The 24,933-nt window shown below is 58.0% G+C and carries 26 protein-coding genes and 1 pseudogene; 15 read left to right on the top strand and 12 right to left on the bottom strand.

Features of this window, described 5'->3' with window-relative positions:
- Positions 1-34: 34 nt before the first annotated feature.
- From hemW to J2Y91_RS03990, 4 genes are all read right to left on the bottom strand, one after another.
- Positions 35-1,171 carry a radical SAM family heme chaperone HemW gene (gene hemW, locus J2Y91_RS04005; RefSeq protein ID WP_230050462.1) on the bottom strand — a complete coding sequence of 379 codons (1,137 nt, stop codon included), beginning with the start codon at positions 1,169-1,171 and terminating at the stop codon, positions 35-37.
- Positions 1,164-1,757 carry an XTP/dITP diphosphatase gene (locus tag J2Y91_RS04000; protein WP_048917251.1) on the bottom strand — a complete coding sequence of 198 codons (594 nt, stop codon included), beginning with the start codon at positions 1,755-1,757 and terminating at the stop codon, positions 1,164-1,166. Before J2Y91_RS04000 ends, hemW begins: the two co-directional genes overlap by 8 nt.
- 94 nt (positions 1,758-1,851) lie before the next feature.
- A complete protein-coding gene (locus J2Y91_RS03995; protein ID WP_048917250.1) occupies positions 1,852-2,391 on the bottom strand; it encodes a YggT family protein in 540 nt (179 codons plus the stop codon).
- Positions 2,392-2,399: 8 nt separating this feature from the next.
- The gene (locus J2Y91_RS03990; protein ID WP_253539447.1) at positions 2,400-3,113 is read right to left on the bottom strand and encodes a YggS family pyridoxal phosphate-dependent enzyme; all 714 of its coding nucleotides are present in this window, start codon (positions 3,111-3,113) and stop codon (positions 2,400-2,402) included.
- 15 nt (positions 3,114-3,128) lie between these two features.
- On the opposite strand from J2Y91_RS03990, the gene J2Y91_RS03985 reads away from it, so the two are divergent.
- The gene (locus tag J2Y91_RS03985; protein ID WP_253537393.1) at positions 3,129-4,127 is read left to right on the top strand and encodes a type IV pilus twitching motility protein PilT; all 999 of its coding nucleotides are present in this window, start codon (positions 3,129-3,131) and stop codon (positions 4,125-4,127) included.
- Positions 4,128-4,206: 79 nt separating this feature from the next.
- Here J2Y91_RS03985 and ruvX read toward each other — a convergent pair whose 3' ends face one another.
- The 8 genes from ruvX to metK form a co-directional block, all read right to left on the bottom strand.
- Entirely contained in the window at positions 4,207-4,629 is a 423-nt protein-coding gene (ruvX, locus tag J2Y91_RS03980; protein WP_208864869.1) for a Holliday junction resolvase RuvX, read from the bottom strand.
- On the bottom strand, positions 4,629-5,192 hold the full coding sequence (locus tag J2Y91_RS03975; RefSeq protein ID WP_048917247.1) for a YqgE/AlgH family protein: 564 nt from the start codon (positions 5,190-5,192) through the stop codon (positions 4,629-4,631). The genes ruvX and J2Y91_RS03975 overlap by 1 nt, the downstream gene beginning before the upstream one ends.
- 90 nt (positions 5,193-5,282) lie before the next feature.
- Positions 5,283-6,227, bottom strand: a complete 945-nt coding sequence (gene gshB / locus J2Y91_RS03970; RefSeq protein WP_048917246.1) for a glutathione synthase — start codon at positions 6,225-6,227, stop codon at positions 5,283-5,285.
- 37 nt (positions 6,228-6,264) lie between these two features.
- A complete protein-coding gene (gene rsmE, locus J2Y91_RS03965; protein WP_253537390.1) occupies positions 6,265-6,996 on the bottom strand; it encodes a 16S rRNA (uracil(1498)-N(3))-methyltransferase in 732 nt (243 codons plus the stop codon).
- Between the two features lie 60 nt (positions 6,997-7,056).
- On the bottom strand, positions 7,057-7,770 hold the full coding sequence (gene endA, locus J2Y91_RS03960) for a deoxyribonuclease I (RefSeq protein WP_253537387.1): 714 nt from the start codon (positions 7,768-7,770) through the stop codon (positions 7,057-7,059).
- 121 nt (positions 7,771-7,891) lie between these two features.
- The gene (locus J2Y91_RS03955) at positions 7,892-8,404 is read right to left on the bottom strand and encodes a SprT family zinc-dependent metalloprotease (protein WP_133622802.1); all 513 of its coding nucleotides are present in this window, start codon (positions 8,402-8,404) and stop codon (positions 7,892-7,894) included.
- A gap of 74 nt (positions 8,405-8,478) precedes the next feature.
- Entirely contained in the window at positions 8,479-9,873 is a 1,395-nt protein-coding gene (locus tag J2Y91_RS03950) for a sugar porter family MFS transporter (protein ID WP_253537385.1), read from the bottom strand.
- A gap of 362 nt (positions 9,874-10,235) precedes the next feature.
- Positions 10,236-11,390, bottom strand: coding sequence for a methionine adenosyltransferase (gene metK / locus J2Y91_RS03945; RefSeq protein WP_048917242.1), 1,155 nt, complete (start codon positions 11,388-11,390; stop codon positions 10,236-10,238).
- Between the two features lie 765 nt (positions 11,391-12,155).
- On the opposite strand from metK, the gene speA reads away from it, so the two are divergent.
- The 14 genes and pseudogenes from speA to J2Y91_RS03875 all read left to right on the top strand — a co-directional run bounded on the left by speA (position 12,156) and on the right by J2Y91_RS03875 (position 24,931).
- Complete coding sequence (speA, locus tag J2Y91_RS03940; protein ID WP_253537382.1) at positions 12,156-14,132, top strand: biosynthetic arginine decarboxylase; 1,977 nt, start codon at positions 12,156-12,158, stop codon at positions 14,130-14,132.
- Between the two features lie 63 nt (positions 14,133-14,195).
- Complete coding sequence (locus J2Y91_RS03935; protein ID WP_494773783.1) at positions 14,196-14,639, top strand: YidB family protein; 444 nt, start codon at positions 14,196-14,198, stop codon at positions 14,637-14,639.
- Positions 14,640-14,742: 103 nt separating this feature from the next.
- Positions 14,743-15,663 carry an agmatinase gene (gene speB, locus J2Y91_RS03930; RefSeq protein WP_253537376.1) on the top strand — a complete coding sequence of 307 codons (921 nt, stop codon included), beginning with the start codon at positions 14,743-14,745 and terminating at the stop codon, positions 15,661-15,663.
- A gap of 491 nt (positions 15,664-16,154) precedes the next feature.
- Positions 16,155-16,481 (top strand): Rieske (2Fe-2S) protein, encoded by a 327-nt coding sequence (locus tag J2Y91_RS03925; protein WP_253537373.1) that lies wholly within the window; start codon positions 16,155-16,157, stop codon positions 16,479-16,481.
- Complete coding sequence (locus J2Y91_RS03920; RefSeq protein WP_253537370.1) at positions 16,478-16,786, top strand: recombinase-like helix-turn-helix domain-containing protein; 309 nt, start codon at positions 16,478-16,480, stop codon at positions 16,784-16,786. The genes J2Y91_RS03925 and J2Y91_RS03920 overlap by 4 nt, the downstream gene beginning before the upstream one ends.
- 12 nt (positions 16,787-16,798) lie before the next feature.
- A complete protein-coding gene (locus J2Y91_RS03915; protein ID WP_253537366.1) occupies positions 16,799-17,824 on the top strand; it encodes a Rieske 2Fe-2S domain-containing protein in 1,026 nt (341 codons plus the stop codon).
- Positions 17,824-18,573, top strand: a complete 750-nt coding sequence (locus J2Y91_RS03910) for an SDR family oxidoreductase (RefSeq protein WP_253539445.1) — start codon at positions 17,824-17,826, stop codon at positions 18,571-18,573. Before J2Y91_RS03915 ends, J2Y91_RS03910 begins: the two co-directional genes overlap by 1 nt.
- Positions 18,574-18,588: 15 nt before the next feature.
- Entirely contained in the window at positions 18,589-19,377 is a 789-nt protein-coding gene (locus J2Y91_RS03905) for an IclR family transcriptional regulator (RefSeq protein ID WP_253537363.1), read from the top strand.
- A gap of 92 nt (positions 19,378-19,469) precedes the next feature.
- Complete coding sequence (locus J2Y91_RS03900) at positions 19,470-20,399, top strand: VOC family protein (RefSeq protein WP_253537360.1); 930 nt, start codon at positions 19,470-19,472, stop codon at positions 20,397-20,399.
- Entirely contained in the window at positions 20,396-21,595 is a 1,200-nt protein-coding gene (locus J2Y91_RS03895) for an NAD(P)/FAD-dependent oxidoreductase (RefSeq protein ID WP_253537358.1), read from the top strand. Before J2Y91_RS03900 ends, J2Y91_RS03895 begins: the two co-directional genes overlap by 4 nt.
- Positions 21,596-21,655: 60 nt before the next feature.
- Positions 21,656-22,840, top strand: a pseudogene (locus tag J2Y91_RS03890) (MFS transporter); the annotation flags it as partial.
- Positions 22,841-22,852: 12 nt separating this feature from the next.
- Complete coding sequence (locus J2Y91_RS03885; protein WP_253537352.1) at positions 22,853-23,377, top strand: cupin domain-containing protein; 525 nt, start codon at positions 22,853-22,855, stop codon at positions 23,375-23,377.
- Positions 23,374-24,153 (top strand): alpha/beta fold hydrolase, encoded by a 780-nt coding sequence (locus J2Y91_RS03880; protein WP_253537348.1) that lies wholly within the window; start codon positions 23,374-23,376, stop codon positions 24,151-24,153. The genes J2Y91_RS03885 and J2Y91_RS03880 overlap by 4 nt, the downstream gene beginning before the upstream one ends.
- Entirely contained in the window at positions 24,137-24,931 is a 795-nt protein-coding gene (locus J2Y91_RS03875) for an SDR family oxidoreductase (RefSeq protein WP_253537346.1), read from the top strand. The genes J2Y91_RS03880 and J2Y91_RS03875 overlap by 17 nt, the downstream gene beginning before the upstream one ends.
- The last annotated feature ends 2 nt before the right edge of the window (positions 24,932-24,933 follow it).

Below are 24,933 nucleotides of genomic sequence, written 5' to 3'. Positions count from 1 at the left end.
GACCCGTACGTAAATTGGGCCTGACCCCTAAATTTTATTCCGTTAAAAACAGCTCCAGCAGCGAATTCAGGAACAGCTTTCCTTTCTCCGTAATCTGCCAGTATTCCGCGGTTTCCGTCAGGTAACCCTTCGCCAGTGCCTCGTCGATCTGCGCGCGAATGGTGCTTTCCGCAAGACCGGTGTAAAGGCTGTATTCGGCACGCGGCGCGGCTTCCAGCAGGCGGAAACGGTTCATAAAGAACTCGAATGGCTTCTCGCTGTCCGCCACTTCATGGCGCTTATCAAGATATTTCCCGGCCATAAAACCGCGCGGATGCTTGGTTTTGGTGGTGCGAATAATCGTGCCATCTGGCTGGGTGAGCTTGCCGTGCGCGCCGCAGCCGATGCCGAGGTAATCGCCAAAGCGCCAGTAGTTTAGGTTGTGCTCGCAGCGATAGCCCGGTTTGGCGTAGGCCGAAGTCTCATACTGCTGATAGCCGGCGGCGCTCAGCAGCTGATGCCCCTGCTCGAAAATATCCCACAGATCGTCTTCATCCGGCAGGCGCGGCGGCCGTGAGGCGAACAGCGTGTTCGGTTCAATGGTCAGCTGATACCACGACAGGTGCGGTGGGTTGAGGGCAATTGCCTGGCGTAAATCGTCCAGCGCTTCGGCCAGCGACTGATCGGGCAGGCCGTGCATCAGGTCGAGGTTAAAGCTGCGCAGGCCGAGGTCTTCCGCCAGCTTTGCGGCACGCCGGGCCTCTTCGGGGCCATGAATGCGCCCCAGCCGCTCCAGCTTGGCGGCGCTGAAGCTCTGCACGCCAATCGAGATGCGGTTGATGCCCGCGCGCTGATAGCCGCTGAAGCGGTCGGCTTCCACGGCGCCGGGGTTGGCTTCCATGGTGATTTCAGCCGTTGGCGATAGCGGCAGGCGCGCCCGCACGCCGTCCAGCAGCATCTGCATCGCTTCGCTGCTTAACAGGCTCGGGGTGCCGCCGCCAATAAAGAGGGTGCTGACCTCGCGCCCGCCGGTCAGCGGCAGGTCGATATCCAGATCGTTCAGCAGGTGCTGCACGTACTCCTCGTGCGGCACTTCGCCTTTTAACGCGTGGGAATTGAAATCGCAGTACGGGCATTTCTGTACGCACCACGGAATGTGGATGTACAGGCTTAACGGGGGCAGCTTAACCATTTTTCATGGCGTCCAGCAGCAGGCTCAACGCTTTACCGCGATGAGAAACCGCACGCTTTTCGTCTTTTGTCAGCTCTGCCGCCGTTTTCCCTAATTCCGGCACATAGAAGATCGGGTCATAGCCAAATCCTCCCTGGCCTGCTTCAGCGCGGGTGATTTCACCTTCCCAGCTGCCGTGGAATACCAGCGGGGTTGGGTCTTCAGCATGGCGCAGATAGACCAGCACGCAGTGGAACTGCGCCTGGCGCTGGCCATCCGGCACGGGATCCAGCGTGACCAGCAGCTTGTCAAGATTCTGCTGGTCGCTGGCGTCAAGGCCCGCGTAGCGCGCCGAGTAGATTCCCGGTGCGCCGCCGAGCGCATCAACCGCCAGACCGGAGTCATCGGCAATCGCCGGCAGGCCGGTGACGGCTGCCGCGTGGCGCGCTTTCAGAATGGCATTCTCAATAAAGGTCAGGCCGGTCTCTTCGGCTGACTCCACGCCCAGTTCCGTCTGCGCCACGATATCAAGGCCAAACGCGGCCAGCAGGTCAGCCAGTTCACGAACTTTACCGGGGTTGCCGGTGGCGAGTACAACTTTTTGCATAGTTAATCCACAACAATCAAGAGTGATATAACCGGGAATTTTGCCCTACAGGAAGGCGACCAACGCACCTGTAGGGTAAAAGGCGACGGTTAGATTAGAACTGGGCCCAGCCTGGGATATATTCAAGGCCTAAGAAATTCAGCATGTAGAGGATCAGGATCACCGCCATTGCTGAGAAATCGATGCCGCCCATCGCCGGAATAATGCGGCGCACCGGGGCCATTAACGGCTCGGTCAGCTGGATCAGCACGTAGTCAACCGGGTTGCGCCCCTGGCTTATCCAGCTCATCAGTGAGCGCACGATAATTACCCAGAACACCAGCACGCCGGCGGCTTTCACCAGGATCACCAGACCGAGGTAGAGGAAGATCGGATCCGGTACGAACAGGCGCAGCAGCACCGGCCCGAGCAGTACGCTGACGATATACGCAATCAGCAGGGAAGCGCTATCCAGCGGCCCGATAGAGGGGATAATGCGTCGTAGCGGTTTTACCACCGGCTGAGTGATTTTCACCACAAACTGTGAGAACGGGTTGTAGAAGTCGCAGCGCGCCCACTGCATCCAGATGCGCAGTAACAACACTTTGATATAAATCGCCATCACGGTTGTTACCAGAAAGATCAACGCTAGCATGAGGTTCCTCAGTTGTTGTGATTAGCAGCGGCCTGACCGTAGTCGCGCGCGCCGAAAATTGCAGTGCCAATACGCACCATGGTACTGCCCGCCGCTATAGCAGCAGCCATATCGTCACTCATTCCCAGCGACAGCGTGTCGACGCCGGGGTAATCCTGTTGCAGCTGCGTGAAAGCCTGCGCCATCTGCTGACACACCGCCAGCTGGCGTGCGTAGTCGCTTTCCGGCGCCGGGATTGCCATCAGCCCGCGCAGTCTCAGACGCGGCATTTCCGCTATCTGCTGAGCAAGCGCAGGCAGGTCAGCCAGCATAATGCCTGATTTACTCTGTTCGTCACTGATATTTACCTGAATCAGAACATTCAGTGCGTCTAACCCTGCCGGGCGCTGGTCGTTAAGGCGGCTGGCAATGCGCAGACGGTCAACGGTATGGCACCAGTCAAAGTGCTCCGCCACCAGCCGACTCTTGTTGGATTGCAGCGGACCGATAAAGTGCCAGGTGAGTGCGGGATTAGCCAGCAGCTGGATTTTATCCACGCCTTCCTGCACGTAGTTTTCGCCGAAGCAGCGCTGCCCGGCAGCCACTGCTTCTTCGATCGCGCTCGCGGGTTTGGTTTTGCTCACTGCAAGCAGCGTAATCTCTTTCGGATCGCGCCCGCACTGTGCTGCCGCCGCTGAGATCCGCAGCTGGACATGCCGTAAGTTGTGCTCAATCGAAGTCATAGTCAGGGAGAAAATATGGATATTGAAGAAATTGTGGCCCTTAGTGTAAAGCATAATGCAGGCGATCTGCACCTTTGCAGTGGTCATTATCCCTTCTGGCGCTGTAATGGTCGCCTGGAGCGCATTGAGGGTGAAGGGGTGATGCGCGATGAGTGGCTGGAGAGCTTCGCGCTGCGCTGGCTGAGCACGGCCCAGCATCAGGAGCTGGCGCGCAGCGGGCAGGTGGATTTTGCCCTGACCATGCCGGATGGCGTGCGGCTGCGCGCCAACCTGTTTCGTCAGCGCTGCGGCCTGTCGCTGGCGCTGCGCCTGATTGCCAGCCACTGTCCGCCGCTGGAAGCGCTGCACCTGCCCGCCATCAGCCAGACGCTGCTACAGCTTCAGGAGGGGCTGGTGCTGGTCGTCGGCGCGACGGGCAGCGGCAAGTCGACCACGCTGGCGGCGCTGATTGCGGCGATGAATCAGCAGCAGCGCCGCCATATCCTGACGCTGGAGGACCCGATCGAGTTTCTGCACAGCAGCGCGCAGTCGCTGATCCAGCAGCGTGAAATGGGCCAGCACTTTACCCGCTTTGGTGATGGGCTGCGCGCGGCGCTGCGTGAGGACCCTGATGTGATCCTGCTGGGGGAACTGCGTGATGCCGAGACAATCCAGCTGGCGCTCACCGCCGCGGAGACCGGGCACCTGGTGCTGGCGACGCTGCACACCCGCGGCGCCGCTCAGGCAGTGGAGCGGCTGGTGGATGTGTTTCCGGGCAGCGAAAAGAATCTGGTGCGCAGCCAGCTGGCAGGCAGTTTACAAGCGGTGATCGCTCAGCGTTTAGTGGCGGCGCAGCAGGGGCGGGTAGCGCTGTTCGAGGTGTTGGTCAACAGCCCGGCAGTAGCGAACCTGATCCGCGAGGGTAAAACACACCAGCTGCCCGCGCTATTACAGACCGGCAGTCAGTTGGGGATGCAGACCTTCGAGCAGAGCATGGCGGAGCGGCAGAGAAGGGGGTTATTGGCCGCAGGTTGATTGCGGGGCGACCGGAATTGTAGGGTGCGACCATTTGTTCCGGTCGCACCGTGCCGGGGATATGCACTATCTACTCTGGCTACTCGTAATTATTCTCGAACCAGCTCTCCAGGATAATCACCGCAGAGAGCGAGTCGACGCTGCCTTTACTCAGGGCGCGAAAGCCGCCGCGTTCAAACAGTTCGGCGCGTGCCTCGACGGTGCTGAGGCGCTCATCGTGCAGATCAACCTGTACGCCAAAGCGGCCGTGCAGGCGGTTGGCGAACTTACGCGCCCGCGCGGTGAGAGGTTGCTCGGTTCCATCCATATTGAGCGGTAACCCCACCACCACGCGGTCCGGCTGCCACTCTTTCAGCAGCGCTTCAATTTTGTTCCAGTCGGGTACGCCATCGTTGGCCTTGAGAGCAGCCAGCGGGCGGGCGGTACCGGTCAGCTGCTGGCCAATGGCCACGCCAATGCTTTTGGTTCCGAAGTCGAAAGAGAGCAGAGTCTGAGGGCTCATCAGGCGTGCCCTGCATCACTGGCGATATTGTGGATATCCACGCCAATACTTTTCGCCGCTTCACGCCAGCGCTCGGCAATACGCGTGTGGAACAGGATATTGCTGTTGGCCGGGGTGGTGAGCCACGCATTCTCCAGCAGCTCGGTTTCCAGCTGGTCTTTCTCCCAGGCGCAGTAGCCCAGCGCCACCAGCACGTGCTCGGGCTGCTCGGGCGTGCCCAGTGTTTCCAGGACGTCACGCGAAGTGGTGATCACGGTGTTATCCGACACCCGAATGCTGGAGGAAAAGGTTTTCTGCGCCGAATGCAGAATAAATCCGCGATCTTCCGCCAGCGGACCGCCGGCAAACACCGGCTTATCCAGCTTCGCTTCGCTATCACGCGGTGCCGGGGAGATTTTCAATTTTTGCAGGATGCCGTCAACCGTCAGGTTTTCCATCGGTTTGTTGACGATTATCCCCATCGCTCCATCACTATTATGTTCACAGATATAGACCACTGAACGTTTGAACAGCGGGTCCTGCAGCGTAGGCATGGCAATCAAAAAGTGATGCTGTAAATTCATACTTAATGTTCTGTAGTCTGGTTAACGGCCGGGCTGTAAAGCCCGGGCGTTAAGGGTGAGCAGCGGGGCAATCCGGCCCCGCCGCAACAATCAGGCCAGGCGTTTTTCGATCGCATCCATCAGCATACCCGTGATAGAAATCGGGAATGCGGCTTCGATCTCGCGAACGCAGGTTGGACTGGTCACATTAATTTCCGTCAGCTTGTCGCCAATAATATCCAGACCAACAAAGATCAGTCCTTTTGCTTTCAGGGTTGGACCAACACGGCGGGCAATCTCCCAGTCGCTTTCGGTCAGCGGACGCGCTTCGCCACGACCACCTGCGGCCAGGTTGCCACGGGTTTCGCCCGATTTTGGAATTCGCGCCAGGCAGTAAGGCACCGGCTCACCATCCACGACCAGCACGCGCTTGTCACCGTCTTTGATGCCGGGAATGAAGTTCTGCGCCATGCAGTAGAAGCTGCCGTGTTGGGTCAGCGTTTCGATAATCACCGACAGGTTAGGATCTTCTTTCTTCACGCGGAAAATGGACGCCCCACCCATGCCGTCCAGCGGCTTCAGGATGATGTCGCCGTGCTGCTGCCAGAATTCACGGATCTGGCTGGCGTTGCGGGTCACCAGCGTATCCGGCGTCAGCTCGGCAAACCATGCGGTGAACAGCTTCTCGTTACAGTCGCGCAGGCTCTGCGGCTTATTGACGATCAGCGTGCCTTTCTCTTCTGCACGCTCAAGGATGTAGGTGGCATAGATGAATTCGGTATCAAACGGCGGATCCTTACGCATCAGCACCACATTGAGATCGGACAGGGGGATGTCCTGTTCGCTGCCAAATTCAAACCACTTATCAACGTTCTGCTCAACGCTCAGCAGACGGGTACGCGCACGGCCTTCACCGCCACGCAGATAGAGATCGTTCATCTCCATGTAGTGAATTTCATAACCACGGCGCTGAGCTTCAAGCAGCATGGCGAAGCTGGTGTCTTTTTTTATGTTGATGGAAGTAATCGGGTCCATCACGATGCCAAGCTTGATCATTCTTTTCTCCACTACGCTCTAAATTAGTTAGCTGTGTTTAACCCAAATCACCAAAGCGCACCTGCAGGGCGGTAATGGCCGTCAGGGCGGTGGTTTCGGTACGCAATACGCGCGGCCCGAGGAGGATATCGGTAAAGCCGTGCTGCGCTGTCATGTTGATTTCATCCGCTGACAGCCCGCCTTCCGGTCCAATCAACAGGCGAACCCGCTCAACCGGCAGCGGTAAGGTATTAATACTGTGTTCTGCCCGCGGATGAAGATTTAATTTTAACCCGCTATCCTGCTCGGCACACCAGGCGTCAAGTGCCATCGCCGGTCGAACCTCCGGCACGCTGTTGCGACCGCACTGTTCGCAGGCGGCAATGGCGATTTTCTGCCACTGCTGGATTTTTTTCGCCAGTCGATCGGCATCCAGCTTTACGCCACAGCGTTCAGAAAACAAGGGGGTAATGACATTTACTCCGAGTTCTACCGCTTTCTGGATGGTGAACTCCATCTTTTCACCGCGTGACATGACCTGCCCCAGGTGCAGGTGCAGCGGTGACTCGCGGCTATCGGCGCGGCCTGCGGTGATTTTGACGCGCACATTTTTTTTATCGGCCTGAATAATCTCGGCGGAAAAAGTCAGATTTGTGCCATCGAACAATTCCAGCTGCTGGCCCGGCACCATGCGCAGTACGCGCCCGATATGGTTTGCCGCATCGTCATGCAGGGCGATTTCACTGCCCACGTCTAAAGCTTCAGGGTGATAAATGCGGGGTATACGCATGGAAATCCTGTTGAAAGTTATCAAATCGCTGTGAATGCGGCTTAGTGTAGGTCAGTGATTTTACCGCTGGCAAGCTCGCTGTACATACGGATTATGGTTGCCCTGCACGCTGGCAATGCGCTCATCGCGCTCACACTCCCACTGGCTGACCGGATAGAGTTTATTCCAGGCGGTCATCAGCTGCGTCTGCTGCTTCGACATACTGAGCTGGTAGCGATCGCGCATGTAAAACCAGGTGCGGGCAATGGCGCCGCGCGCCCGGGCAGGTGGCTCGGCCAGCTTATTCTTGAAGTCGACCTTCATCGCGCACTGACCGTACTGCTGCTCTCCACCGTTCCACTGGCCGTACATAAAGTTGCCGCGGTCGCCGTTCACCTCTCCAATCGACGGTTGCAGGTTGTGCAGGTCGGTTTCGATACGGCGATAGCCGCTGTCTTTAGCACAGTTTTTACGCCCGCCGTTCTGCCAGCACTGGCGCTGATGGCCGAAGCTCCAGGCCGGAACCACGTGCTCCCACTCGATGCGTCCGGCGCGATTAGCATCTTTACGTACCTGGTAACCGCAGGATGCGAGGTCCGGCACGCCTTTTTTTCCGTGCCAGTTAATTTTACAGCCGCAGTAGAAGCTACCAGGGGCGGCGGCATTGATCTGCGCCGCATAGGCTTTAGCCTGGCCGAAGCTATTCTGGTGATAGTTATCCAGGCTGAGTGCCTGGGTAAAGAAGGAGGGAAGCAGCAGGGTGACAGCCAAAACGGCCCAAATTTTGCGAGACATATTCCAGTAAATCTGTAATCCATGAAAGAGGCGTGGAGAGTAACAGAAGTACCCGTAATTACGAATAATTGGCTGAGATATCAGTCCAATATCGACTGATTATTAAACGAAATAGGGGTTTTTAAGAATCCTGGAAATCACCCGCTGTTAAAATATCCCCGCACTTCAGGCAGCGATATTCGCTCTCGCCACGCATCACCCGGTTATGACGGCGGACGGTGAGCTGGTGCTGCTGACAGCGGCAGCGATAGGGGTAAGCACGGCTGCGTACCGAGCTGATTTCAAACTGATGGGTGCGACGCGCAGGGACGCCGAGCACGCTCTCCATCATCCACTTCCACTCTTTACCGTGCGGGGCGACGCGCCCAAAGTGCTTCCACACCAGCAGATGCGCCAGCTCGTGCGGCACCACCTCATCGATAAACGCCTGCTGGTTCTCCAGCAGCAGTACCGGGTTGAGGCGAATTTCCCAGCTTTGCAGCCATGCCGTGCCCGCCGCGGTGCCGCGCTGCTGATAGACCAGCGCCGGTTCCGGGTAGCTACGTTCCAGGCGCAGGTTAGCCTGCTGCAATTTTTCACGCAGCTGGCGCATAACCGCCTGTTGCAGGGCGATGGGGAGTCTCTGAGGTTTCATCAGGGCAAGGATACGGTGGGATGAGGGGATAAGCAATAAGCTGGCCGGGTTGCCCCGGCCAGAGTACAGGTCAGTTATCGCTGACCGATATCGCGCAGTTTTTTACCGCCCAACAGATTGCGTTCGATGTGCTCCAGCGAAACGTTTTTCGTTTCCGGGATCAGCCACAGCGTCAGCACGATGAAGAACAGGTTCAGCGCCGCGTAGACCCAGAAGGTGTTGGCGTTGCCGAGGTTGTTCAGCATGGTCAGGAAGGTGGCGCCAACGATCATGTTAGCGATCCAGTTAGTGGCGGTGGAAACGGTGATGCCGAAATCGCGCCCTTTCAGCGGCTGGATTTCAGAACAGAGTACCCAGATCAGCGGACCGGCACTCATGGCAAAGCCAACGATAAACATCAGCAGCATGGCAACCGCGAAGTACTGTGCAGTGTCGGAGTGAATACCGACGTGCAGCATGGTACCCAGAATTCCCATCCCCAGCGCCATCACCATAAAGCCGAGGATCAGTGTTGGCTTACGGCCCCAGCGATCCACCAGACCGATAGCAATAAAGGTGGCCAGCACGTTCACCAGACCGACAATCACCGTACCCCACATCTGCTGGGTGGTATTGGTGTAGCCGGCAATCTCAAAGATTTTCGGCGCGTAGTACATGATCACGTTCATCCCGGTGAACTGCTGCATCACCTGCAGCAGCACGCCCAGATACACCGCCCGGCGGAAGTTACTGTTGTCTTTGAACAGTGACCAGCCGGACTGCTTGATCTTCAGGCTTTCACGGATCTCATCCAGCTCACGTTTGGCCTGCTCGCTGGTGTCACGCAAGCGGTCCAGCACGCGCTGGGCGCTACGGAAGTCACCTTTCGCCGCCAGCCAGCGTGGGCTGTTAGGCAGGAAGAAGACGCCAACCAGCAGCAGCAGGGCAGGGATGGTAATCACGCCCAGCATCCAGCGCCATTCGCCGGTGTAGCTAAATGCGGTATCGGAAAGATACGCACCGAGAATACCAATGGTGATCATCAGCTGGTACAGCGAAATCATACTGCCGCGAATTTTCTCCGGGGCGATTTCAGACAGGTAGAGCGGTGCGGTGTAAGAAGCGACACCGACAGCCAGGCCCAGCAGGACGCGGGCAACAATCAGCATTTCCGGGTTTGGCGAAAATGCGGACCACAGAGAGCCGATAACGAACAGCACCGCGCCGATCATCAGGCTCTTTTTACGACCAAGATAGGAAGACATCCAGCCGCTGCCGACGGCACCGATGGCGGCACCAAACATCATTGAGCTGACGATCCACTCCTGCTGATGCGCAGTCACGTTGAAGTCTTTCGCGATGAAAGGTAATGCACCGGCGATAACGCCAATATCCAGACCGAACAGCAGACCGGCCAGGGCTGCAAGGAAACAGACGAACAGGGTCATGGCCTTGTTCGATGTTCTGCTGCGTTTTTTATTATCAGGCATAACGCCTCCGTTTAGGTAGTACCGCTTGTTGTTGTTATAAATGTTAGAAAACCCAGGCGCATCAGACTGTGCTTCAGATCACACTGGTGTAATCGCTTACACACCAGAAGTATCTGAAAATGCCTTTTTTCCCTGCCGCTGCGCTTTGTAACCTGTAAGTCATAGCAATTTATAGTGTGTATTATTTCGCAGCCCAATCAACATCAGACAGTGCTGAAAATAGCGCATTTTATGTCGAAATGTTAAGAGAGGAAAATCTTAATTATCAGAAAAGTAAGATATTTATAAATGTAACCGCTATCATCTCGCCAATAAAAAAAGGGCACCCGAAGGTACCCCTTTGAAACTGTTAGCCGAAAAGGTTATTTCAGGCCGGCAGCTTCACGCAGCTGGGCTGCTTTGTCGGTTTTTTCCCAAGGGAAATGTTCGCGACCAAAGTGACCGTAAGCGGCAGTTTCGCGATAGATCGGATGCAGCAGGTCCAGCATCTGGATCAGACCGTAAGGGCGCAGGTCGAAGAACTCGCGCACCAGCAGGGTCAGGGTTTCGGTGGAGATTTTCTCGGTGCCGAAGGTTTCCACCATGATTGAGGTGGGTTCTGCCACGCCGATAGCGTAGGAAACCTGAATTTCACAGCGATCGGCCAGACCGGCAGCAACGATGTTTTTCGCTACGTAGCGCGCAGCATAGGCCGCCGAACGGTCCACTTTTGATGGATCCTTACCGGAGAATGCACCGCCGCCGTGACGAGCCATGCCGCCGTAGGTATCAACGATAATCTTACGACCGGTCAGACCGCAGTCGCCCATTGGGCCACCGATGACGAAGCGGCCAGTCGGGTTGATATGATATTTGGTGCTGGCGTTAACCCACTCTGCAGGCAGAACCGGCTTGATGATCTCTTCCATCACCGCTTCCTGCAGATCTTTCTGCGAGATATCTTCCGCGTGCTGAGTCGACAGCACTACCGCGTCAATACCCACGATCTTGCCGTCGTCATACTGGAAGGTGATCTGGCTTTTTGCATCCGGGCGCAGCCACGGCAGCGTGCCGCTTTTACGCACTTCTGCCTGGCGCTGCACCAGACGGTGAGCGTAGGTCACGGGAGCTGGCATCAGCACGTCGGTTTCGTTGGTGGCATAGCCAAACATCAGGCCCTGGTCGCCTGCACCCTGTTCCAGCGGATCGGTACGGTCAACGCCCTGGTTAATATCAGGTGACTGCTTGCCAATCGCGCTCAGTACGGCGCAGGAGTTGGCATCAAAGCCCATATCAGAATGAACATAGCCAATATCACGCACGGTCTGACGCGTGATCTCTTCGATATCAACCCATGCGCTGGTGGTGATTTCACCGCCGACCAGCACCATGCCGGTTTTCACATAGGTCTCGCACGCAACGCGGGCTTTCGGATCCTGCTCGAGGATGGCATCGAGCACGGCATCAGAAATCTGGTCGGCGATTTTATCAGGATGTCCTTCTGATACGGACTCGGATGTAAAAAGGTGTTTAGCCATTTTATTCTTTACCTTGACTTGAACGGGTGGAAGATCGACTGCATAGCGCAAAGACTGGAAACCAGCCGGTCACTCAGAATTAGCGCCCCCACAGGCAAAGCCATGAGCAGTAGAGCAAGACGCTTATACCCGTCATACTTTAACTTGCAGGCGCGTTGGCTGCTCTCGTTCACCCAAATCACTTACTGTTGTAAGCTCATCGGGATTCACTCGTTTGCCGCCTTCCTGCAACTCGAATTATTTAGGGTATAGAAGTTAACCAGTATAGACGGATTAACATCTGGATGGCTATTTTAGGTTACACGCTAAGCGGATTGCCAGTTTTTTTTGCTTAAAGGATTTTTCAGTTAGCGTAAAGAGCGGCAATTAATCCTGACAGGGGTCGCATTTAGCACAGTAAGATTTTGCAATTTCACAGGGTTAGCTGTATAAAACGCCGCGCCTGCCGTTGCGGTTTTGACTTGCGCCGCACCAGACTGTCAGTCACCGTGTTTTTACTGACTTTCAGCCTCAGTTCTTGCTTTTCCACACACTGGTTAAACTGTCACAACACCACGATATTCTCGGATTATCCTGAGTATTGTCCCTGTTGGCTCTCTGGCTGCTGATACGGAGTCCGCGACTTGTTTTACAATGTTATACTTCCTAAGCCGACTCTTCGCTCTCAGCCTGTCGGGCTGAAAAGGGCGACGGTCGATGATTTCTTGCTACAGGATGCTCCTGTAGCTGCTGGCTGTTTTGCTTCATTACAACTTGAGGTTCGCGATGTCTGACGACATGAAGAATATTAAGGGTTCGTCAGCTGGCGAACAGGGTGTACTCCGCTCGATGCAGGAGGTAGCAATGAGCGATCAAGATGCCAGCCGCATGCTGCGCACTTACAATATTGCCTGGTGGGGCAATAACTACTACGACGTCAACGAGCTGGGCCATATCAGCGTCTGCCCGGATCCGGATGTGCCGGAAGCGCGCGTCGATCTCGCTAAGCTGGTGAAAGAGCGCGAAGCCGAAGGCCAGCGTTTGCCAGCCCTGTTCTGCTTCCCCCAAATTCTGCAGCACCGCCTGCGTTCGATTAACGCCGCCTTTAAACGCGCGCGCGAGTCTTACGGCTATCGCGGTGACTACTTCCTGGTTTACCCGATTAAGGTTAACCAGCATAAGCGCGTTATCGAATCGCTAATCAATTCCGGCGAGCCGCTGGGCCTGGAAGCCGGTTCTAAAGCCGAGCTGATGGCCGTGCTGGCCCACGCGGGCATGACGCGTTCGGTGATCGTCTGTAACGGCTATAAAGACCGTGAATATATCCGCCTCGCGCTGATCGGCGAAAAGATGGGCCACAAGGTCTATCTGGTGCTGGAAAAAATGACCGAGGTGAAACTGGTCCTCGAAGAGGCCGAACGCCTGAATGTGGTGCCGCGCCTCGGTATCCGCGCGCGCCTGGCCTCGCAGGGCTCCGGTAAATGGCAGTCGAGCGGCGGGGAGAAATCCAAGTTTGGCCTCTCTGCCACTCAGGTACTGAAGCTGGTGGAGATCATGCGCGAAGCGGGCCGCATGGAGAGCCTGCAGCTGCTGCACTTCCACCTCGGTTCGCAGATGGCCAATATCCGCGATATCGCCACCGGCGTGCGCGAGTCGGCGCGTTTCTACGTTGAGCTGGCGAAGCTCGGCGTTAATATCCAGTGCTTCGACGTCGGCGGCGGTCTGGGCGTTGACTATGAAGGCACCCGCTCGCAGAGCGACTGCTCGGTCAACTACGGCCTGAACGAATATGCCAACAATGTTATCTGGGCGATTGGCGATGCCTGCGAAGAGCACGGTCTGCCGCATCCAACGGTGATTACCGAATCGGGCCGCGCCGTGACTGCGCACCACACCGTGCTGGTTTCCAACATCATTGGTGTGGAACGCAACGAGTTCAGCGAGCCGCAGCCGCCGCTGGCAGACTCCCCGCGCCCGATTGTCAGCATGTGGGATACCTGGCAGGAGATGCACGAGCCGAATAACCGCCGCTCGCTGCGCGAATGGCTGCACGACAGCCAGATGGACCTGTTTGACATCCATACCGGTTATTCGCAGGGGACTTACGATCTGACCCAGCGCGCCTGGGCGGAGCAGCTCTATCTCAGCATCTGTCACTATATTCAGCAGCATCTGGACCCGAGCAACCGCGCGCACCGTCCGATTATTGACGAACTGCAGGAGCGCATGGCGGATAAGATTTACGTCAACTTCTCACTGTTCCAGTCGATGCCGGATGCATGGGGTATTGACCAGCTGTTCCCGGTGATGCCGCTGGAAGGGCTGAATCAGGTGCCGGAGCGCCGTGCGGTGCTGCTGGACATCACCTGTGACTCGGACGGCACCATCGACCACTACGTCGACGGCGACGGTATTGCCACCACCATGCCGATGCCGCAGTACGATATTGATAACCCGCCGATGCTGGGCTTCTTTATGGTAGGGGCGTATCAGGAGATCCTCGGCAACATGCACAACCTGTTCGGCGACACCGAAGCGGTCGACGTGTTTGCCTTCCCTGACGGCAGCGTGGAAGTTCAGCTGTCCGACGAAGGGGATACCGTGGCGGACATGCTGGAGTACGTGCAGCTGAACCCGGCCGAGCTGCTGACCCACTTCCGTAATCAGATCAAACAGAGCGATCTGGATGAGGATCTGCGTGCGCAGTTCCTGGAAGAGTTCGAAGCCGGGTTATACGGCTACACTTATCTGGAAGACGAATAATCTTCCGGCGCTGCGCGCGTTTGCTGGCGCGCAGCAAATAAGAAGTCTCCAGCCAGGCACTCAGTGCCAAGAGTTAAGGAGTCGAATATGGGTTTGCTTGACGGTTTTCTTAAAAGTGCGTTGGGCGACGGCGGCGGTAACGCGGCCGGTGGGCTTAACGTGGGACAGTTTCAGGCCATCTGGGAATGGATTCAGGAGCAGGGCGGCATTGAAGTGCTGTTCAATAAGTTTCAGCAGGGCGGTCTTGGTGCCATTCTGAACTCCTGGATTGGCAACGGGCAGAATGCGGCGATTGGCAGCGGTGAAATTGAGTCGGCGTTTGGCAGTGGCGAGATCCAGTCACTGGCAGACAAGCTGCGCACCGATCGGCAGGGTGCCGCTGACCTGCTCAGCCAGTTCCTGCCGAACTTTGTCGACGGCATTTCGCCGGGCGGGGAAGTGAAGCCAGAAGTGAAGTCCGGCTCTGCCGATTTAGGTAGCTTTGTTAACGATATTTTTAAACGTTAAACCAGGTTAAAATAGTGCTTAATCAATCCCTTCCTCGTCGGGCCTAACGACGCGGTAGGGATTTTTTTTCATCTTTTTTTTGCTCAGTCAGAGAGGAACAGCTATGTATAACACCCTGGGTAATCAGTACGATAACTCGCTGGTGTCTAACGCCTTTGGTTTTATGCGTTTCCCGGTTAACTTCCAGCCCTACGACAGCGATGCCGAGTGGGTGATTACCGGCGTACCGTTTGATGCCGCCACCTCCGGCCGCCCGGGCAGCCGCCTCGGTCCCGGCGCTATCCGCCAGATCTCGACCAATCTCGCGTGGGAAGGCTGCCGCTGGCCGTGGGAGTTTGACCTGCGTCAGCGCCTGAACGTGATTGACTGCGGCGACCTGGTGTATGCATTCGGTGATTCGCAGGACCTGAGCGACAAGCTGCAGGCGCACGCGGAGAAGCTGCTGGCGAACGGCAAGCGTATGCTGACCTTTGGCGGTGACCACTACATCTCGCTGCCGCTGCTGCGCGCCCACGCCAAAACCTTCGGTAAGATGGCGCTGGTGCATTTTGATGCGCACACCGACACCTACTCTAACGGCCCGACCTTTGACCACGGCACCATGTTCTATACGGCACCGCAGGAAGGGTTGATCTCACCGGAGCATTCCGTGCAGATCGGTATCCGTACCGAGTTTGATAAGTCACTGGGCTTTAACGTGCTGGATGCCGCGCAGATCAACGATCGCAGCGTCGATGATATTCTGGCGCAGGTGAAGCAGATTGTTGGCGATCTGCCGATCTACCTGACGTTTGATATCGACTGCCTTGACCCGGCACATGCGCCTGGCACCGGCACTCCGGTGATCGGCGGCCTGACCAGCGATAAAGCCAGCAAGCTGATCCGCGGTCTGCAGGGTATGAATATCGTGGGGATGGACCTGGTGGAAGTGGCACCAGGCTATGACCAGTCTGATATCACCGCGCTGGCGGCAGCCAGCCTGGCGCTGGATATGCTGCACGTGCAGGCATCCAACAAAGGTTAATCCGTCTGCCTCGCAGCGCGGAATGCGCTGCGGGGTAAACACTTCCCCTGTCGGCCCGCCAAATTAACTCCGCTTTTAATTTACCCCGAAGAAAAAGTGACGCTGCCGGTAATAGCGTTTTTTTTAAAAACCCTGCCGGGAGTCGCCGTAATTGTTTTACTGGTGAAACTTTCTATTATTCTTATTCATCAGTGATAATTAATTCTGGAAAATGCTTTTTGCACTAATTATGCCGAAAAGGGTGGCTTTGCTGCTGTTTTAAAAGGGTATTTTTCTCTGCTGTTGTCTGGATCTGGTTTTTGCTACAGATTTGATTTATTGCGGTGAAATTATTTTATTTCGTGATCTCTTGCACGTTTGTTTTAAATAAAAATCATCTCATTTAATTTTTAGCAAATATCGCCTATTGACGCTCAACCCTCCGCTTCTATATTGACCGTATTAGATAGGAAACAAAGTTTTATATCTGAAACAGATGCTGGAGTTAAATAATGAGCTGGAGCCCTATTTGTGATATTTCGCAGGTGCAGGCCGATTTTCCCTTCACCGGCAATATTGATGGCCGGGAGATCGGAATTTATCTGGTCGATGGTGAATATTACGCGCTGGAGGATATCTGCCCACATGCTTACGCCCTGCTGAGCCAGGGGTTTGTTGAGGATGGCAAAGTGGAGTGCCCGCTGCACGAGGCTGTTTTTGATATCAGAACGGGACGCTGCCTGCGCGAGCCGGGGGAGCGCGACCTGAAACGCTATCCATTACGGATAGTCGATAACCAAATACAAATCACTGTCGTTGCGGAGGATGAGCAACCATGAGCAATCAAGCGGAATTTAATCCACATTTGCCGCAGAGCTGGCAATTCACTCCCCCGAAAGAGGGGGGGAACGGTGCCATCCATCAGCCGGGTGAATATCAAAATATCATCTGGCAGACGCGTCGTCGTGAGCCTGACGCCTTTGAAATCGCCCTGATTAGCGCGCTGGAAACGCTGTTTTCCCAGCAGATAAATACCCTGGAGCAGCTGGTGGCGGCGCTTAATCAGCAGCGGGTCTTCGATCGCGGCGGTAAGCCGTGGAGCGATGCCAGCCTGCGCGAATTTCTACAGGTCAACGGTTACTGACAGGGGGCGAAGATGACTGACGTACAGAAATATCTCGATCAAGGATTACGCGGCCTGTGGTATCCGGTGCTGGCGGGCTGGGAAGTGCACTCCGCGCCGGTGGGCATTACACGGCTGGGCCAGCAGCTGGTGGTATGGCGTGATGCCGAAGGCAAACTGCAGGCGCTGGAAGATCGCTGCCCGCACCGCGGTGCGCGCCTGTCGATGGGCTGGAACCTCGGCGACCGTATTGCCTGCTGGTATCACGGGGTGGAAGTGGCGGGCAGCGGTACGGTGAAAGATGTGCCGGCCGTCGACCGCTGCCCGCTGGTTGGGCAGCAGTGCGTGCGCGCCTATCCGGTGCAGGAAGCGCATGGCGCAATCTTTATCTGGTTTGGCGTTACCGCAGAGGATCCGCCAGCGGAACTGGTGTTCCCGCAGGAGCTGGCCGACAGCAAGTCTTACAGCAACTTCCTCTGCACCGCTGCATGGAACTGCAATTATCAGTACGCGCTGGAAAACGTGATGGATCCGATGCACGGCACCTATCTGCACTCCTCTTCGCACTCGATGGCGGAGGGCGACCACAAGGCGGATATGTCGCTGCAGCCAACCGAAACCGGTTTTGTGTTCCAGAAGGATGGGCAAAAAGGGGTGAATTTCGACTGGGTAGAGTTTGGCGAAAGCGGAGCGCAGTGGATGCGGCTGTCGATCCCCTATCAGCAACGTTTCGGACCGGGCGGCCCGTTCTGGATTGTTGGCATGGTAGTGCCGGAAGAGCAGAATCGCTGCCGGGTATTTTTCTGGCGCATTCGCCAGGTTGAAGGCTGGCAGCGTGATATGTGGCGCTTCTTCTACCGCAACCGGCTGGAGAAGCTGCACTGGGACGTACTGGAGCAGGACCGGGTGATCCTCGAATCAATGGCCCCGGCTGCGCGTGACCATGAATATCTCTATCAGCACGATGTCGGGCTGTCACGCCTGCGCCGCAGTATGCAGAAAGCGGCGAAGCAGCAGCTGGCAAGACTGGCAGAGTTAGCCCCCCAGGAGACGCCGTGATGGGCGGGCTGCTGGCAGGAAAACGCATCGTGATAACCGGTGCAGCGCGTGGCCTGGGCTGGCAGTTTGCGCAGGACATCGCCGCGCAGGGGGCACGGGTGGTGATGCTCGATATTCTGGCCGGCGAGCTGGAAGCCAGCGCTGAGCAGCTGCGTGAGCAGGGGGCGCAAGTCGAAGCGCTGCCGCTGGATATTGCCGATCCGCAGGCGATTGTCGACGTTATGCAGCTTGTCGCCCGCGAGGGCGGCCTCGACGGGCTGGTTAATAATGGCGCGCTGGCGACCGGCGTCGGTGGCAAAAGCATGCTGGATTACGACATTGAGCTGTGGGACCGCGTAATGCAGGTCAATGTGCGTGGCAGCTGGCTGGTTTCAAAAGCGGCGGTGCCACTGATGAAACGCGGCGGAAAAATCGTCAACGTCGCCTCGGATACCGCGCTGTGGGGCGCACCGAACCTGCTGGCGTATGTTGCCAGTAAGGGCGCGATTATTGCCATGACGCGCTCAATGGCGCGGGAGCTGGGAGAGCGCGGGCTGTGCGTCAATGCCATTGCCCCGGGGCTGACGCGGGTCGCCGCCACAGAGTACGTGCCAGCGGCCCGGCATCAGCTGTATGAGCAGGGGCGCGCGCTCGCCGGAGCGCAGCACCCGCAGGACGTCAGCGGCAGCGTGATTTGGCTGTTGTCATCGCTGTCTGACTTCGTTACCGGGCAGCTGCTGCCGGTTAACGGTGGATTTGTTTTTAACTGATGTGCAGGAGTCTTCATGTCTGAAGCATCAAGCTGCCGCTATCTGATCCCGGGATTAGATCGCGGGTTGCAGCTGCTACTCGCCTTTAGCGAGCAGCAGCGCGAAATGACCTTCGCCGAGCTGCACCGGCTGGTCGACATGCCAAAAGCCAGCGCTTACCGCGTGGTGCAGACTCTGGAGCACCTGGGTTTCTTACAGCGTAACCCGCGTAACAACACTTTTACTCTTGGCATGATGGTGCTGCGGCTGGGGTTTGAGTATATCGCCTCGCTGGATGTGGCGCAGGCGGGGCAGCCGGTGATTGAGCAGCTGCGCGACCGCAGCCAGTGTAGCAGCCATCTGGCGATACGCGACGGGCGCGATCTGATTTACATCGCCCGCGTCAGCGCCGCAGGGGCGCGCATCAATCAGGTGAGCGTCGGTTCACGGCTACCGGTTCACTGCACTTCGCTGGGCAGGGTGCTGCTCACCGATCTGAACCGCAGCGATTTTGAACAACTCTATCCGGAGCCGCTGATTGCGGGCGCGGCCCAGGTGCCATCCCAGGATCGTGAGACGCTGTGGGAGATGGTGCAGCAGGATAACCAGCGCGGTTATGTGATTGGTGAATCTTTCTTTCGCCCTGGAATTTCGTCGATTGTTTACCCGATCTTCGGGCCCAGAAGTCGGGTGGCGGCAGTGGTCAGCATCATGGTGCCAATGCACGAAATTCCGGCCGCTGACCGCAGGCATTTGCAGCAGCTGGTGGCCGATGCCGCGACGAAAATCTCAGGCCTGTTAGGGCATCACGCCCAGGCCGGCTAACCCATTCACTGCGTAAATTTTTCAGGCGCTTAACCGCGTCGGGGATCTCTACGTCCGGATTCGTCATTTTGAACAAAAAAGAGGCAGAGAGCATGCGCGTAACTGGAATTGAAAAGCTGGAATTTGGCGTTGAAGACCCGGCACTGTGCAGCAAATTCATCCGTGATTTTGGCCTGTCGCCGGTGAACGGCAGCGATCGTCTGTTTCAAACGCTGAGCGGCGCACAGGTTGAATTCACCCCGCTGGACAACCCGGACCTGCCAGCGGCCTTCGAAGCAGGCTCCACCCTGCGGCGCGTCACCTGGGGGGTTAAAGATGCAGCGGCACTGGCCGCTATTGCGCAAAAAATGCGCGACCAGCCCAGTTGCCAGGAGCGCGGCGGGGCGCTGTACTGCACCGATCCTAATGGTATGGCGCTACGTATTGTTGTCCGCCAGCAGCGTAAGGTCGAACTCGAGGTTCCGGGCATCAACCAGTGGGACGATATTCGCCGTATCGACCAGCCGAGCCCGGTCTATTCCCAGGCAACGCCAATCAATATTGGTCACGTGGTGTTTTTTGTCAGTGACCTGGCGCAGACGGAGAAGTTCTATCGCGAGGTGCTCGGCTTCGAGGTTTCTGACCGCTACATCAATCGCGCGGTGTTCCTGCGGGCTCAGCAGCGCGGTGGCCATCACACCCTGTTTCTCCTGCAGCTGCCGAATGGTAAGCGCGGCCTGAACCACGTGGCGTTTACCGTGCGCGATATCCATGAAGTGGTTGGCGGTGGCCTGGCGATGAACAAACAGCAGTGGAGCACCTTTATTGGCCCCGGCCGCCATCCGGTCTCTTCCGCCTATTTCTGGTACGTCAACAGCCCGGCTGGGGGGGCGTTCGAGTATTACACCAACGATGACTGGCTGACGGAAAACTGGCAGCCGCGTGAGCTGGAGCACTCGCTGGTCTCCTTTACTGAATGGGCGGTAGAAGGGGGCATCGATTACACCACTCGCCGCCAGCTGAAGAGTGAGGAGGCGCTATGAGCGCCGGGATTGTGATTATCGGCGGCGGGCAGGCGGCCGGCTGGGCGGCGAAAACCCTGCGCGACAGGGGCTACGACCAGCCTATCAGCGTGGTGGCCGACGAGCCGTGGGACTTTTATGAACGACCGCCGCTGTCGAAAAGTGTGCTGTTGCAGGAGGAGGTCGCCCTGACCCGCCTGTTTAGCGAGCCTGTGCAGGCGGCGCTCGATCTCAGCTGGTATCGCCCGCTGCGCGCCGAGCAGATCCTGCGCGCTCAAAAGCGCGTGCTGCTCAGCGATGGTCAGCAGCTGCCCTACGATCGGCTGTTGATTGCTACCGGTAGCCGTCCTCGCCTGCCGGGGCGCGAGTGGCAAAACCATCCTTGTATTCACACCTTACGCAGCTGGCAGGACGCCATCTCGCTGAAAGCCGGGCTAAACGACTGCCAGCGCCTGGCGGTGGTTGGCGGCGGCTGGATCGGGTTAGAAATTGCCGCTTCGGCCCGCAGCAAAGGTATCGACGTCACGGTGTTTGAGCGCCAGCCCGCACTGTGCCAGCGCAGTATTGACCCGGCGGTGTCGGCGGCGCTGCTGGCGCTACATCAGCGGCACGGGGTGCGGCTGCATCTCGACTGCGGTGAAATCGTACTTCATCAACAGCACGATCGGCCACAGCTGAGCTGCGCGAGCAGCGAAGCCGAAACCTTTGACCGCGTGGTGGTGGGGATTGGGATTGAGCTAAATCTTGAACTGGCGCAGCAGGCCGGGCTTGAGGTCGCGAATGGCATCGTCGTAAATGCCCACGGGCAGACCAGCGATCCGGCGATTTTTGCCATCGGCGATGTGGCGCGCCATCCGCAATACGGTATCTCGCTGCAGTCCTGGGCCTTTGCCCAAAATCAGGCCATTGCCACCGCGCAGGCGATGCTTGATCCGCAGGCTGAAGGGTATGGCGAGATCCCCTGGCTATGGTCGGATCAATACGACGTCAATATTCAGATCCTCGGCCTGCCCGGTGACGCGGCAAGCACCATTGTCAGGCCGCAGCCCGGAGGTGGGCTGTGGTTCCGTCTCGGCGCGGACAGCCGCCTGCAGCAGCTGGTGGCATTTAACGATGCGCGCAGCATTAAGCTGGCGAAGCGCTGGATGCTGGCTCAGCGCCCGCTGGATGCGGCGCAGCTGGCTGACCCCGACTTTTCACTGATGTCGTTACGTTAACCGGAGGCCAGGCAGATGAGCACACTTGAACACCCGCCGCTTGCGGCAGCCGGGCAGGTTGAAACCGTTCGCTGGTCGATCCCGCTGGCGCTATTTGCCTGCGTGCTGCTGGCCTTTTTCGACAAGGTGAGTATTGCCGCCCTGTTTTCTGACGTGCACTTTCAGCAGGCGATGGGGCTGAGTTTCGACACCACGCGGCTGGGGCTGTTAATGAGCGCCTTTCTGCTCAGCTATGGCTGTTCTTCGATGTTGCTCAGCGGGCTGGGCGACCGCATCAATCCGCTGCGTTTGCTGGCGGGCATGATGCTGCTGTGGTGCCTGCTGATGGTGGCGATGGGCTTCTGCCACTCCTACCGGACCATGCTGGGATTGCGCATCGCGCTTGGCGTGGCGGAAGGGCCGCTGTTCCCGCTGGCATTTGCCGTGGTGCGCAATAACTTCCCGCAGCACCTGCAGGCCCGCGCCACCATGCTGTGGCTGCTGGGAACGCCGATTGGTGCTGCCATCGGGTTTCCCCTCTCGCTGTTTATCCTCAGCCGGTTTGGCTGGCAGAGCACCTTCTGGTTTATGGCGCTGCTGACGCTGCCCGTCGTGGGCTGGGTATGCCTGGCGCTGCGCAATATTCGCCGCGGATCGCCAGGCACCTGCAGCAGTACACAACCGCGTAAAGCCGCGCGCGCAGTGCTGTATCGCAGCGGTCACTTCTGGCTTATCTGCCTGTGCAATATCACCTTTCTCACTTACCTGTGGGGCGTGAACGGTTGGCTCCCCAGCTATCTGGTCGAGGGGCGCGGCATCCACCTGCGCGACGTCGGCTGGCTCTCGTCGCTGCCGTTTATCGCCATGCTGGTGGGGGAAGGGCTGGGGGCCTGGCTCTCCGACCGCGTCGACCGGCGGGCACTGGCCTGCTTTATCTCGCTTGCGGGTGCATCACTTGGCCTGCTGGCGGTGCTGCACCTGCAACAAACCGCGCAGGTGATTGCCGCCATGAGCTTCAGCACCTTTATGTGGGGAGCCGGGGCGCCGAATATTTTTGCCCTGTTGGCGAAAGCCACGCCGCCCAGCGTCAGCGCTACCGCGGGGGGCGTTTTCAACGGCCTGGGGAATTTTGCCGGGGCGCTGGCACCCCTGCTGATGGGGGCATTAATCGCCGAATCTCACAGCATGGACAGCGGCCTGCTGTTTCTGGTGGTGATGGCCGCAGCGGGCTGCGTGCTGTTACTGCCAATCCTGAAACGTTACTGAGGAGTACTCATCATGTCAGAGACTAAATCTAACGCTGTTGTAAAACCCGCCAACCTGCCGATGGATGAGTGGGTAGAGTCGCGCATTGCGCGTTTTTCCGGGCGCAAATATGACTGGAATGCCCTGAAGTTTCAGGCCGATTTCGACCCGAAATACCGCCGGGCGCAGATGCGCTATATCGGCACCGGGGCGACCGGCGTCTCCGCAGATACCAACACCGTGCCGGCCGAGCATTTCACCTTCTCAACCATGGTGCTGCCCGCAAAAAGTGAAGGGCCGCTGCATCTGCATGACGATGTGGAGGAGGTGTTTTTCATGCTGAAAGGCTGCATCACGCTGATGGTCAAAGATGGCGACAGCTACTGTGAAACGGTGCTCAACGAACGTGACCTGATCTCCGTTCCTGCCGGAATTTATCGCGGTCTGTTTAATCACGGCGAAGAGGAAGCGCTGATGTGCGTGATGCTGGGCACCGCGCAGCCGCATATCCCGACCTATCCGCACGATCACCCGCTGGCTAAGGTAAAACGTCAATGATCCAATGGTGGGAAACCGGAAATGGACCGGCGCTGGTGCTGCTGCACGGCATCAGTTCCGGCAGCGGCAACTGGCATAAGCAGCTGAATAACAGCGGCCTGCAGCAGTGTTGCCACATGCTGGCCTGGGATGCGCCGGGTTACGGGCAGAGCCAGCCGCTCACTCACCCCCATCCCTCCGCCGCGCTGTATGCCGATGTGCTGGCGCAGATGCTGGATGATGCCCATATCTCGCGTGCGGCGGTGGTAGGGCATTCGCTGGGGGCGCTGGTGGCCAGTGCTTTTACCGTGCGATATCCAAACCGCGTCACGCGGCTGGTGCTGGCCGACCCGGCGCAGGGCTACGGCAGTGCGCCGCCTGAAAAGCAGCGCCAGGTGATGGAACAGCGCGAGCAGCAGCTGTCCGGCGGTTTACGGCAGCTGGCCGACAGCCGCGCCGCCCATCTGCTGCGCCCGCTGGCCGATGAACGCGATATCGCAACGGTGGCGGCGGGCATGCGGCGGTTGAATGCGTCGGGGTATTTGCAGGCGGCATCCATGCTGGCAACGGAGGATATCCATCACTGGCTGGCGGATATTCACTGCCCGACAGAGGTGTGGTGCGGTGAGCTGGATGAGATTACGCCGCCAGCGGCGGTGCGTGAGCTTGCCCGCCGCTGGAGCCTGCCTTACCTGACGATCCCGACTGCCGGGCATGCCTGCTATCTCGATAATGCGGCGTTTTTTAATCGCCAGCTGCAGCGTATTACGGAGGCCGAAAATGAACCTGCAAATTAACGGGCGCGTGGCGGTGGTCACCGGGGGATCCTCCGGTATCGGCTTCGCCACGTTACAGCTGCTGCTGGCCGCCGGCGCCAGAGTGGCCTTCTGCGGGCGCGACACGGCGCGACTAGCCAGTGCGCAGGCCAGGCTGCGTGAGCAGTTCCCCGAGGCCGATATGCTGGCGCACCACTGTGACGTGCTGGTGCCGGAGCAGGTTGAGCGCTTTGCGCTGGCGGTCAGCAAACGTTTTGGCGCGGTGGATATGCTGATCAACAACGCCGGGCAGGGCTATGTGGCGAACTACGCAGACACGCCGCGCGATGCCTGGCTGCATGAAGCAGAGCTGAAACTGTTTGGCGTGCTCAACCCGCTGCAGGCTTTTTTGCCGTGGCTGGAACAGTCGGATATGGCTTCGGTGACCTGCGTCAATTCGCTGCTGGCGCGCCAGCCGGAGGAGCACATGATTGCCACCTCTGCGGCGCGTGCTGCGCTGTTAAACATGACGCTGACCCTGTCGAAAGATCTGGTCAGCAAAGGTATTCGGGTGAATTCGATCCTGCTCGGCATGGTGGAGTCCGGGCAGTGGCGGCGGCGCTTTGAACAGCGTGAAGATCGCGATCTCAGCTGGGAGCAGTGGACGACTGCGCTGGCCCGGCGGCGCGGTATTCCGCTCGGAAGGCTTGGCAAGCCGGAAGAGGCGGCGCGCGCGTTGCTGTTTCTCGCCTCGCCGCTGGCCTCTTTCACGACCGGGGCGGCGCTGGATGTCTCAGGCGGTTTTTCCCGCCAGCTATGAGG

The organism is Erwinia aphidicola, from assembly GCF_024169515.1.
Classification (GTDB): Bacteria; Pseudomonadota; Gammaproteobacteria; order Enterobacterales; family Enterobacteriaceae; genus Erwinia; species Erwinia aphidicola.
The sequence above is the reverse complement of the archived record's forward strand: the minus strand, read 5'-3'. Positions and strand labels throughout refer to the sequence as shown.

Bases quoted from the DNA above. Each gene is read 5' to 3' on its own strand.
- hemW (WP_230050462.1), bottom strand. From the start codon at position 1,171: ATGGTTAAGCTGCCCCCGTTAAGCCTGTACATCCACATTCCGTGGTGC.
- J2Y91_RS04000 (WP_048917251.1), bottom strand. From the start codon at position 1,757: ATGCAAAAAGTTGTACTCGCCACCGGCAACCCCGGTAAAGTTCGTGAA.
- J2Y91_RS03995 (WP_048917250.1), bottom strand. From the start codon at position 2,391: ATGCTAGCGTTGATCTTTCTGGTAACAACCGTGATGGCGATTTATATC.
- J2Y91_RS03990 (WP_253539447.1), bottom strand. From the start codon at position 3,113: ATGACTTCGATTGAGCACAACTTACGGCATGTCCAGCTGCGGATCTCA.
- J2Y91_RS03985 (WP_253537393.1), top strand. From the start codon at position 3,129: ATGGATATTGAAGAAATTGTGGCCCTTAGTGTAAAGCATAATGCAGGC.
- ruvX (WP_208864869.1), bottom strand. From the start codon at position 4,629: ATGAGCCCTCAGACTCTGCTCTCTTTCGACTTCGGAACCAAAAGCATT.
- J2Y91_RS03975 (WP_048917247.1), bottom strand. From the start codon at position 5,192: ATGAATTTACAGCATCACTTTTTGATTGCCATGCCTACGCTGCAGGAC.
- gshB (WP_048917246.1), bottom strand. From the start codon at position 6,227: ATGATCAAGCTTGGCATCGTGATGGACCCGATTACTTCCATCAACATA.
- rsmE (WP_253537390.1), bottom strand. From the start codon at position 6,996: ATGCGTATACCCCGCATTTATCACCCTGAAGCTTTAGACGTGGGCAGT.
- endA (WP_253537387.1), bottom strand. From the start codon at position 7,770: ATGTCTCGCAAAATTTGGGCCGTTTTGGCTGTCACCCTGCTGCTTCCC.
- J2Y91_RS03955 (WP_133622802.1), bottom strand. From the start codon at position 8,404: ATGAAACCTCAGAGACTCCCCATCGCCCTGCAACAGGCGGTTATGCGC.
- J2Y91_RS03950 (WP_253537385.1), bottom strand. From the start codon at position 9,873: ATGCCTGATAATAAAAAACGCAGCAGAACATCGAACAAGGCCATGACC.
- metK (WP_048917242.1), bottom strand. From the start codon at position 11,390: ATGGCTAAACACCTTTTTACATCCGAGTCCGTATCAGAAGGACATCCT.
- speA (WP_253537382.1), top strand. From the start codon at position 12,156: ATGTCTGACGACATGAAGAATATTAAGGGTTCGTCAGCTGGCGAACAG.
- speB (WP_253537376.1), top strand. From the start codon at position 14,743: ATGTATAACACCCTGGGTAATCAGTACGATAACTCGCTGGTGTCTAAC.
- J2Y91_RS03925 (WP_253537373.1), top strand. From the start codon at position 16,155: ATGAGCTGGAGCCCTATTTGTGATATTTCGCAGGTGCAGGCCGATTTT.
- J2Y91_RS03920 (WP_253537370.1), top strand. From the start codon at position 16,478: ATGAGCAATCAAGCGGAATTTAATCCACATTTGCCGCAGAGCTGGCAA.
- J2Y91_RS03915 (WP_253537366.1), top strand. From the start codon at position 16,799: ATGACTGACGTACAGAAATATCTCGATCAAGGATTACGCGGCCTGTGG.
- J2Y91_RS03910 (WP_253539445.1), top strand. From the start codon at position 17,824: ATGGGCGGGCTGCTGGCAGGAAAACGCATCGTGATAACCGGTGCAGCG.
- J2Y91_RS03905 (WP_253537363.1), top strand. From the start codon at position 18,589: ATGTCTGAAGCATCAAGCTGCCGCTATCTGATCCCGGGATTAGATCGC.
- J2Y91_RS03900 (WP_253537360.1), top strand. From the start codon at position 19,470: ATGCGCGTAACTGGAATTGAAAAGCTGGAATTTGGCGTTGAAGACCCG.
- J2Y91_RS03895 (WP_253537358.1), top strand. From the start codon at position 20,396: ATGAGCGCCGGGATTGTGATTATCGGCGGCGGGCAGGCGGCCGGCTGG.
- J2Y91_RS03885 (WP_253537352.1), top strand. From the start codon at position 22,853: ATGTCAGAGACTAAATCTAACGCTGTTGTAAAACCCGCCAACCTGCCG.
- J2Y91_RS03880 (WP_253537348.1), top strand. From the start codon at position 23,374: ATGATCCAATGGTGGGAAACCGGAAATGGACCGGCGCTGGTGCTGCTG.
- J2Y91_RS03875 (WP_253537346.1), top strand. From the start codon at position 24,137: ATGAACCTGCAAATTAACGGGCGCGTGGCGGTGGTCACCGGGGGATCC.